The organism is Halococcus sp. AFM35 (assembly GCF_051195015.1).
Classification (GTDB): Archaea; Halobacteriota; Halobacteria; order Halobacteriales; family Halococcaceae; genus Halococcus.
Genome location: NZ_JBNTJU010000055.1, coordinates 1 through 8,281, shown reverse-complemented (window position 1 = coordinate 8,281; position 8,281 = coordinate 1). Strand labels below are relative to the sequence as shown.

At 57.2% G+C, this 8,281-nt stretch carries 9 protein-coding genes; 6 read left to right on the top strand and 3 right to left on the bottom strand.

All coding sequences use genetic code 11. The features are described 5' to 3' along the window. Nucleotides 1-395: 395 nt before the first annotated feature. The 5 genes from ACQUQO_RS17510 (at nt 396) to ACQUQO_RS17490 (ending at nt 3,157) form a co-directional block, all read left to right on the top strand. Nucleotides 396-848, top strand: coding sequence for a hypothetical protein (locus ACQUQO_RS17510; protein WP_435079827.1), 453 nt, complete (start codon nt 396-398; stop codon nt 846-848). Between the two features lie 187 nt (nt 849-1,035). Further along, nucleotides 1,036-1,728, top strand: a complete 693-nt coding sequence (locus tag ACQUQO_RS17505) for a recombinase family protein (RefSeq protein ID WP_435079825.1) — start codon at nt 1,036-1,038, stop codon at nt 1,726-1,728. 89 nt (nt 1,729-1,817) lie between these two features. Then, a complete protein-coding gene (locus ACQUQO_RS17500) occupies nt 1,818-2,231 on the top strand; it encodes a MarR family transcriptional regulator (RefSeq protein WP_435079823.1) in 414 nt (137 codons plus the stop codon). Continuing rightward, nucleotides 2,228-2,563, top strand: a complete 336-nt coding sequence (locus tag ACQUQO_RS17495) for a hypothetical protein (RefSeq protein WP_435079822.1) — start codon at nt 2,228-2,230, stop codon at nt 2,561-2,563. Before ACQUQO_RS17500 ends, ACQUQO_RS17495 begins: the two co-directional genes overlap by 4 nt. 150 nt (nt 2,564-2,713) lie before the next feature. Further along, nucleotides 2,714-3,157, top strand: a complete 444-nt coding sequence (locus ACQUQO_RS17490) for a hypothetical protein (protein ID WP_435079820.1) — start codon at nt 2,714-2,716, stop codon at nt 3,155-3,157. A 4-nt stretch (nt 3,158-3,161) separates the two neighbouring features. Here the strand turns inward: ACQUQO_RS17490 and ACQUQO_RS17485 are convergent, their stop codons facing one another. The 3 genes from ACQUQO_RS17485 to ACQUQO_RS17475 are packed head-to-tail and all read right to left on the bottom strand — an operon-like array spanning nt 3,162 to nt 6,768. Then, nucleotides 3,162-4,841: a twin-arginine translocation signal domain-containing protein gene (locus ACQUQO_RS17485; RefSeq protein ID WP_435079818.1), complete on the bottom strand. Its 1,680-nt coding sequence runs from the start codon at nt 4,839-4,841 to the stop codon at nt 3,162-3,164. Between the two features lie 3 nt (nt 4,842-4,844). Further along, nucleotides 4,845-6,296 carry a DUF7282 domain-containing protein gene (locus tag ACQUQO_RS17480; protein ID WP_435079816.1) on the bottom strand — a complete coding sequence of 484 codons (1,452 nt, stop codon included), beginning with the start codon at nt 6,294-6,296 and terminating at the stop codon, nt 4,845-4,847. Nucleotide 6,297: 1 nt separating this feature from the next. Next, a complete protein-coding gene (locus ACQUQO_RS17475; protein WP_435079814.1) occupies nt 6,298-6,768 on the bottom strand; it encodes a helix-turn-helix domain-containing protein in 471 nt (156 codons plus the stop codon). Between the two features lie 132 nt (nt 6,769-6,900). Between ACQUQO_RS17475 and ACQUQO_RS17470 the strand changes: the two genes are divergently transcribed. Further along, nucleotides 6,901-7,962 (top strand): hypothetical protein, encoded by a 1,062-nt coding sequence (locus ACQUQO_RS17470; protein ID WP_435079812.1) that lies wholly within the window; start codon nt 6,901-6,903, stop codon nt 7,960-7,962. The last annotated feature ends 319 nt before the right edge of the window (nt 7,963-8,281 follow it).

Here is an 8,281-nt window from a genome sequence, read left to right as displayed (position 1 = left end):
GATGTCGATACTCGGAGGAAAGGAACCAGAATCACGTGCAGAGGCATCTACGAACGGACTGCGCTAAACACATACGAAGTTTCATTGGACTTGGTTCGTTCTCTGTGTATCTACAATTGTATCGTTTTTCTGGGTGTGGAGAGCGTTCTCTGGCGCTCGGTGAGAGAGCCTCACGGCCCCTTCGGGCCGGAGGGCTGGCGGGATAAGGATGAGCGTGGAATGTGCGAGATACGCGCCCTGTATCTTGAACATGGTATTTCCCAACTGCTGGGGAGAACTCGCGCAAAACTATGGATTGGTTCGATAATTCCTATAACCACGATGACGCAGGAATTATCCAATGCGTTGGTGAACAATCCCCAACACTTTTGGTTTGATGTGTCAGAGTGAAGGATATGCGTTCAGGAGATTCAAAGGACGACGACGAGGACGCAAAGTGGACGATGGGTGACAATGACGATTGGCCCGACCCTGACCCGTCGCTGCCTCTCGCAGAACAGCTAACGAATTGGCTGAAACGGTCTGCGAAGAGCTTTCTAAATCTGTTCGGTGGCTATATTTTCATGGCCGCTGCTTGGGTAGCGTTTTTCTACGCCGCTTTCTATTTCTCCTTTTTCCTCGTCGGGGCAACTCAGGCGGGGATGAGCGCGGGAATCTGGGAGGTTATGAGGATAGGCGGGCGCGCAGTGATGACCAGTCTCTCCCCACTGGGTGACGTCATGGGAGGATTCGTCGGAAGTGTTGGGATTGTGATGTTTGCAGGAGGGGCGATCAGCCTGTGGGCGTACGGGAAATTGAAGCAGGTCAGCAAGTGGACGTGGGAGAGAATGGTGGAGCGGGTTAGATAACTTACGTCGTCGTAGCGAGGATTCACCGTTTTGACTGGCCCTGCCTCTTAGTGTCGGAGTTGCTCACAATGGCGACAGTCGTAAGTGTAAATTGGTTAACGTGGTCTAAAACTAACGTTTCTGACCAGACTGGTCAAAAGGGGGGTAGCTTTAAGACAAAGGCGGGGGTGGTGAGAAGTGGGTCCAAATGAGTGGACAAACTGCTCTCTACTGTCGAGTCAGTACCGGCGACCAATCGCTCGCCCGCCAGCGCCAGCGCACCAGCGAATACGCGACCGATGCACTCGGCATCGAACCCGCCGCTATCGAAGTGTATTCCGACAAGCAGACTGGCACCGATACCGACCGTGACGGCTACCGAGAATTGATAGAAGCCGTCGAGAGTGGCGAGATCGAGCGCGTCATCGCTTCGGAAGTCTCGCGTATCTCGCGGTCGGTGCGGGATTTCGCCGCGACCGTCGAGCGCGTCGTGGACGAGAACGAGGTCGGCCTGCACATCCTCGATATGGGCATCTCTCTTTCCGGCGATCCCGACGAACGTGATCCGTACACGCGCGCGTTCTTGACCGTGGCCGCGACGTTCGCCGAACTCGAAGCCGAAATCAAACGTGACAACACCCGCGAAGGCATCGCCGCGAGCCGATCACAGGGCAAGTGGCACGGTCGCCCGCCGTTCGGCTTCGACGTAGGCCCAGAGGGCTACTTAGTCCCGAACGACGACTACGAGACCGCCGTCGTCATCCTCGATGAACTCGATAAGGGTGCGAGCAAACGCGAACTCGGCCGCCGGACGGGAGCCGGTCGGTCGGCCGTTCGCCATGTCGCCAACAACCGTGATCGGTATGTCGGCGACCCGGCAAATCCCACTGAATCGGTATAGTGAAATACAATTCACGCCCTCGCTATTCGTCCGCCCGACAGTTTTATGACTTCTTGTGACTTTCTATGACGTAGAGAGGTCGACACGAAATGCCGATCAGTCGAGACGAGTTCGAGCACGATCCGAGTGAGAGTGTTCCTTTTGGACCGGGGACGCAACCCCGAACAGTCCTCCAGTTCCTACTGAAACACCCAGAAACAGCCTATACACAGACAGAACTCGCCGACGCGACCGGGATTCAGCGCGGGAGTCTTGGGACGGTTCTCTCACGGCTCGAAAACCACGGTCTCGTTCGCCACCGCGACCGCTACTGGATCATTGCTGACGATGACCGACTCGCGTCAGTCTCAGCAGCCAGTACTGGACTCCGCTCGGTCGCCGAAACCTACGATGATGATTGGTACGCGCAGAACCCTGACTGGGCTGAGGACTTCGACCCCGGACAGGACGCATGGACGCCCACCGACCACGACAGTTCCACTGACACTGAGGACGAGGGATGATCCCGCCGCGTGGCACGGTCGTCACAGCCACCGACCCGTTCGGTGATACCCCCATTCGGCCGTTTGTTCTCGTCTCGGACGCGACGACAGGACATCCCTTTCCCGAGAATGAATGCGTCGGGATCGTCGTGACGACGACGCAACGAGAGAGGGCAATTCCGATTTCGACGGCGTTTGATGAAGGCGGATTGCCGCGTGAGAGTTTCGCGTCACCGTGGAACCCAGTCACGCTCAAAGAGGCGATGATACGCGACGAGTTCGGACGTATCACCACCGAAACGGCCGATCAGATAGCGGATGAAGCCGCCCGCTACATCCAGACTGACGAATGACCGGCGACACTCATTCACCCGACGGCCAAGAGCAGTGACCGAACGACACCCAGCGCGCGGTCGAAACCTGCAACCACGCTACTGATGCGCTCGAACCGGCCCATAAGACCCGGCATAACAATTATCACTGACAGCAAACGAGAGAAACACATGGCTTCCGATCACTACACCGACCGTCAACTGAGCCAACGTGAGGAATGGCAGGCTACGGAGCAGTACACTTCCCATGCACCCTCTCATCAAGAGGAACACAGAGAAAGGCCCTCGGAGCAGTATGCTAACCGGCCCCCTCCCCAGCGAGAGAGGCGGGAACCCCGAGAGCAGTACAACCGGCCACCCCCTCAGCGGATGGAGCGCGAGAGCTTTTTGTCACGCGCAAAGCGGAGGGGTGGGTTCTGGCTTGCCGCCATCCCCGGTATATTGGTGATCTTCGTTCTGGTCGCTATGGTCTATGGGACCGCAGACAGCATGGGACTCATCGATGCAGACATGTGGATGGTGAATTTCGGGATGATCTGTGGATTGGTTGGAAGCTGGTGGCTCTATGGGCAATTTCTGAAAAAGAAATTCGGCTATCCATCTATCTTCCAGTAGTCGTCTAATCGCTTGAAATGAGACTCTTCGCGGCCAGTAGTACGAAGCCAAACAGCGAGACGAGGAAGAGAAAGCCGAGCGCCATGACCTGTGCGACACCAGCCGCCAATTGGCCGATCCAGTTGCCCTGATTCGGAGATCGCCGAGCGCCAGAGCCAGTGCCACTGTAACTCACGTTTGGTGCAGGGAGTGAGCTGATATTCCCGCCGGAGCCGACCTTCTTCGGCTTACTCAAACCACTACCGCTCGCACACTGCTTGCCGAAGCTCACTCCGTCGCCGATCTGTGCTCCGCTGATACTGTCCGGCCCCGCATTCGGCAGTTGGATGCACGTATTCTGAATACGCGACTGTGGCCGACTCTGCATTTCCATCACTCCACTCGGCGACCGTCCGTCGATGAGGCACTGATCGACCAGAATATTCGTCGCTGCTGGAGCCGATGGATTCTCACCGAGGAACACCGGGCGGTCGAGGTGGTTCGTGATATGGCAATTCCGAACGATACCCGGACCAGACGCGCTCTCCCAGTCGAACAGCGAAGCTCCCTCACGCATCGACTTAGCGACGATCTTGAGATTTTTGAACGTCGCGGGGTCTGTCTGATTCCCGTATTTCGCATCAACCCGTACTGCATAGACGCCCTGATGGCCGATCTTGAATGGCCCCTTATCGGACCACTGGCGGTCATCGAGCAGCATCGACGCACCATCGACGATTGATCCACCGCCGATCCGTGTCTGGGCGTTGAAATTGTTCACGAAGGTCCCACCACGGACTTCGACGATGCCCTTCGTCCGACCCGAGTACATCCCGTTCGACCACCCGGAGAGCGTGGGATTAACCATCTGAATCGTCCCTTTGTTCGAGCGACCGACCCAGACGCCCATCGGCGCTCCGAGGCGGTTTTCCGGGGCGGATTCAGGCAAGTCCGCTTCGTCGTGCGTGCCGGCGGCTGTCCCGCCGACCGCTTGAAAGTTCGTCACGCGAACCACCGAATCATCGGTCTTTGCGATGGGTGAGAACATCGCGTCAACGCTCGGATCGTTGCCCGTCGGCCCGACGTTCGATTTCGCTGGTGCGTAGCCCTTGATAGTCACGTTTTTCGCGTGTACGACGCCGCTTTCTGCTTGGACACCGAGTTCCTGGACGACACCCTTCGCACTCTGGTCAATCGTAATGTCGCTAATGAGACTGCCCGACGGCAGCACGAAGATGAAGCTCTCGGTCTCTTTGCCCGCTGGAATCACGAACGAACAGCCATTCCCAGCGATTTCGATAGGTCCGTTCGGTCGAACGGTTATTTGCTCGGTGAGTTGAAACGTGCCGTCGCTCGGAAACGTGATGCGGGCGTTCGAGAGGCCCGAGAGCGCTTCGCCGAGCTTCCCGTTGACCGGCGTGTTCCCCGATGGGTCGAGTCCAATGTCTTTCACGGCATCCACAGTCTGCTCTATCGCCGGACGCTGCTGCTGGAATCGGCGGTCAACGTCGGCTATCGCTCGCTGTCCTTCCGGTGAAATCCGCCCGCCAGCCCCGAGTGCTTGAAGCGAGGCCGAAGATGGGCGCGTGTCGGCCTGATGCTCGCTCGCGCCACGAACGGTAGGCACGCCTGTTGCGGCGGCTCCGACGGCCCCACAGCCGACGAGAAACTGCCGACGCGACAGCGAAGTATCAGCGTCGGACATCGCTCAAATCCGTTTGCGGAGGGCGAAGAGCGCCCAAATCAGTCCTGCGAGAATACCGATAAGTACGACGAGGAGTATGATGTCGGTGAGACTCAGCGATCCCCCTGAATCACTCTTCGCGGCTTGTGACTCGGAGCTATTCGCACTCGCTGGGCCTGTCTCTCCAGTCGTCGTCATCGGCGTCAGCGATGCGCCTTCCTCCACGATTCGTATCCGTTGGGTGTGATCGCCGACTTTGATCACGTATTCACCCGCCGCATCGTATGAGTGGGTGAACGTCACCGTTCGACTTTCCTGCGCGAATAGTGCGACCTGCTGGGTCTCGACGGATTCTCCCGCGGTAGCAAGCGCGAGTTCACCATCGAGGCGCGAATCGCGGGGGTTGGTGATTCGTGCCGTGACGGTCACTTCATCGCCGACGTGCGCTGTTCGGTTGCTCACCGAGAGGTTCGTGATCTTGAACGCCGTCGTGGTGTCAACTGGTGTTGCGGTCGGTGTTGTCTCGCTCTCTGTACTTTCGACCGTGATACCAGCCGTATCGGTGACGATGATCGACTGGTTACTCGTGCGATTTTCGTAGGCCGTGTCCTGGAATCCATCGCTAGCGATGTAGTCGTAGCGCTGATTGCTGTTCGTGTCGCGGTAGGGCACCGCGACGAGCGTCTGGTCTTCCGTGACGGTCCCATCGAGCAGGGGGACGCTCACGCCGTTGTGCTGGCCGGCTTCGAGATACGACGTGACGCCGACGGCGCTTTCGAGCGGGGCGCTCTCCGGTGGGAGATAGCTATCGTTGTGGATGACGAGGAACCCGCCGTCAGGAAGTCGAGCGCTTTCAATCGTCACCGAATCACTCTGAATAGTCTGGTTGCGAATGCTCACCGACGCCTGCTCGCGGCTCTCGGTTGGGACCGTGATACCTGCCGAATCAGCAACCGGGCTTCCGTCGATGGTGTAGGCCGTGTCGTTCGCACCGACCGACGCGACGAAATCCATTCGTTCGTTGCCATCCGTATCTCGGTGGACCATCGCGGTAAGCGGCTCCGAGGCGTTCAGCCGTGAGCGATTCAGACCGGGATAGTTGCCCGGCGGTGCGTTCGAGATGTCGATTGTGACCGTCGAGTAGTTGCCCGGTTTGAGATACTTCGAGGTGGCGATGATCGAAGACTCAGCGGACGCTCCGCTAATCGTGTAGCCGCTGCTATGGATGGCAATGAACCCGCCTTCAGGGAGTGTCGCACGCTCGACGGTGACGTTCGAGCCGTTCGATGTTTGATTTGCGAACGCGACGGAAGCGTTCGTCTCGTTGGTGCTCTGTCCAGCAGCGACATCGACGGGCGAGAGGTCCGTGGGCACTCCGAGACCGGCCGGGGCGGTTGCGAAGAGCACCCCGACAAGAGCGAGAACGCCGAGTCCGAATAGCACCCCGCGTATTCCAGTATGGCCGCGACGGTGCATTTCACTCAGCCCCGCTCTGAGAACAGCTGTTTTCATTTGCACCACCATCGGCAGCAAGTTCAGCCTCGATTTCTCTTTCGAGGGTGTCGATTTCAGCCCGGAGATGAGTGGCCCACTCGGTGAGTTGATCGTCGAGATACTGTTTCATCTCCTCGACGGGGGCCGGGTCGTATACGTATCCCCTCCCACCGTTTTCGAGAGTTTGGTGTTCGCGTTCAGCAAGGCTGACCTCATGCAGTCCGCGGAGCGAGCGGGCGACATAGCGTCGGTGCTGATCGAGTTCGTCCGCAAGCTGGTCAGTCGAGCTATGTGGCTGATCGGTGAGGGCAAAATACGCACGTATCTCACCCTGTTTGAGGCCGAAAATCGCGCGCACCACCTCTTGTGAAGTCTTGTCGGGCTGTGGAAACAGTTGGCTCAGATCGGGATGGAGGTCTGCTAACGAGGCCGAGTCGTTTTCAGTATCGCACATACACCCCCTCTCTTTTCCAATGCAGGATGTGAACTGTGCGTCGTGTATTTTGATATTGATTTAGAAATGGTATGTAGTGGTTGGTTTGGTTTCAGAGCACCTGTATCCCAGATTGTTGACTCTTTTGGGTCGGTGTGCGAGATAGAGAGGGTGTATTCACCATACGACTATCACTCTATCAACGAAGGTCAGTCCCACAAACGCTGGCAGACCGCTGTTACTGGTGTGGGTGGCAGAATTCTTTTTGTTGGCGACCAGTTCCTGTTGAACATGTCTGATCGTCTCAAGTCTCTTGTCGACGCTCTTCGCTCACGCTTCTGGATAGCTCGGTTGAAGCTGCATATGAAGCGAGTGGGTCTGAAACAGCAAGTGCGCTTCGAACTCGAAGGCTGGAAGCCAAAGGTCGTCCTCGACGAACGGTACGAGAGATTTGTAGTATATGGTTCGAGGACAGTGACTCTTCTCGGGATTTTCACCAGCCTCCTTCTGATTCCGCCGCCTTTCAGCGTCATCATCAGTCTCGCACTGGCCCTGCTTGATCTGTTTTTCGAGCGAACCGCGTTGATGGTGCAGAGCATGTTCGTGCAGCCAATTCCGGAGAAGTGGGATTCGGACTCGTGGCAGGGAAATCTCTATCATTACGACGATCGGATGTGGGGTGTTGGACTGCTCTTCGACAACGAGGAGATTGCTCGCGTCGCGCTGGAGACCATCCGGGCGTGGAACTACGACGAGGACATCGACCGTGACGAGAACGTCGAGATGAGCTTTGTCGAGATGAACGATGGCGGGTACATGACGTACCTCTACCCATCAGACGAGCGCGAGAGTCTCAGGGAGGCCGCGAAGGCGGTGGAACAAGAGCAAATCGAGAAGGGGAAGATCAGAGAACACCACCAGAACATATTTCAGATGGTGATGGCCCAGGACTTCGACAACCCGCCGGGGTCGAACTTCCGGACGTTCAAGAACCACTACAATGGCGGCCGAGTGATGCTGAACACTTTCACGACCGCGCGGTTAGTAGATAGAGGATCGGGGCCGATGGACGGTCTCCCAGATGGGTTCGGTGGCGTAGAATCGACAGATCCTATCTCGCTGAAGGAGGTCAAGATCACGCACGAGGACGAACTCAGACGGGACTCGGTCGAGTACCAACACCTGAAGTACGTGATTCCGCTGCTGGAGAGCTGACGGCTCCCACGCCGACATTCTTGCCATTATAGCAATATCGACTTTGTGCGACGATGGACCTGCTTATTTGCCTGTCGTGCACTCGGCGTTATCCGTCAGCAGCGACCAGGCGATATACTGCGGTTGTCGATCTGATCTCCTTCGATTGACGAAGGCGATTACTGCATACGCGCCTTGTTTCTTGCTGGCCCCAAATCAACCTTTTCCGAGACTGGCAGAACCGGTGTGCAAGATACAGGGCCTGAGGGCGAAGTAAAAAGGAGTCCCTTTTGACGATTCATAGGTCACAAGCAGATTCTGATAAACTTATTAGGATTAT